1 protein-coding gene is annotated in these 890 nt (G+C 55.8%); it reads left to right on the top strand.

Features of this window, described 5'->3' with window-relative positions:
* Positions 1–230: 230 nt before the first annotated feature.
* Positions 231–761, top strand: coding sequence for a flavodoxin family protein (locus tag ACQRC0_RS08765; RefSeq protein WP_427729320.1), 531 nt, complete (start codon positions 231–233; stop codon positions 759–761).
* The last annotated feature ends 129 nt before the right edge of the window (positions 762–890 follow it).

Genomic DNA, 890 nt, shown 5'->3' with positions numbered 1-890 from the left:
AAGTCGTCGCGATTCCCAATGCTCATCTTGACCGCGTGCCATTTGGGCAGGCGGCGCATCTATGGCTCCCATGTTGGTTTTCGACGTTGTATAAGGCAATCGCAATCGTCTTGAGCTTCTTTAGGGAACTTGAACAAGAGATATGGCCTGCTGGCGATTGATTAACTCCATTCGTTTTGGTTACAAGAAAACATACTGCGCGCCTGCAGCATGAAGAAGAGGGAATCTATATGAATATCGTTGTATTGAGTGGCAGCCCGCGCAAGGGTGCCAATACCGACACCATGGTCGAGGCGTTTGCCGAGACCGCGCGTGAGGGCGGCCATACGGTCGAGATCATCCGCGTTGCCAGCAAGAAAATCGCCGGTTGCCTGGGGTGTCAGTATTGCTTCGCCCACGAGGGCACTTGCGTGCAGAAGGATGACATGGCCGATGTGATCGAGTCGTTGCAAGACGCCGATATGGTCGTCTTCGCCTCGCCTATCTACTGGTTCGATATCACCGCGCAGGAGAAGGCCGCCATCGACCGCCTGTACGCCTTCGGTGCTACGGGCTTCCCGTTCACCAAGACGGCCGTTTTGCTCGATAGTCACAGCGAGGGCGTCTATGATGCGGCGATCGCTATGTACAAGTCAGCCTGCGCGTACTGCAAGTGGGAGAACCAGGGCATTGTCACCATCAGCGGTATGACCGAGCGCGACAGCATGGCATCGTCGCCCAAGTTGGAAGAGGTGCGAGAGTTCGCCCGCAAGCTCGCCTAAGACAAGAAGAACGCATGGCAATCGGTGTTATTTGAACTGCTTGCCGTCCTTGCCAGGTGAATCGTTGATTGCCATGCGCCGTTGCCCTTGCGGACAATCTCGGCGTGCTAGGAGGCCTTCTCACTCAGG

Origin of the sequence: Collinsella sp. SGI.033 (assembly GCF_050315135.1) — a bacterium.
In the GTDB taxonomy this organism is placed as follows: domain Bacteria; phylum Actinomycetota; class Coriobacteriia; order Coriobacteriales; family Coriobacteriaceae; genus Collinsella.
Note: the sequence above shows the minus strand (reverse complement) of the source record. Positions and strands in the feature narration are given on the sequence as shown.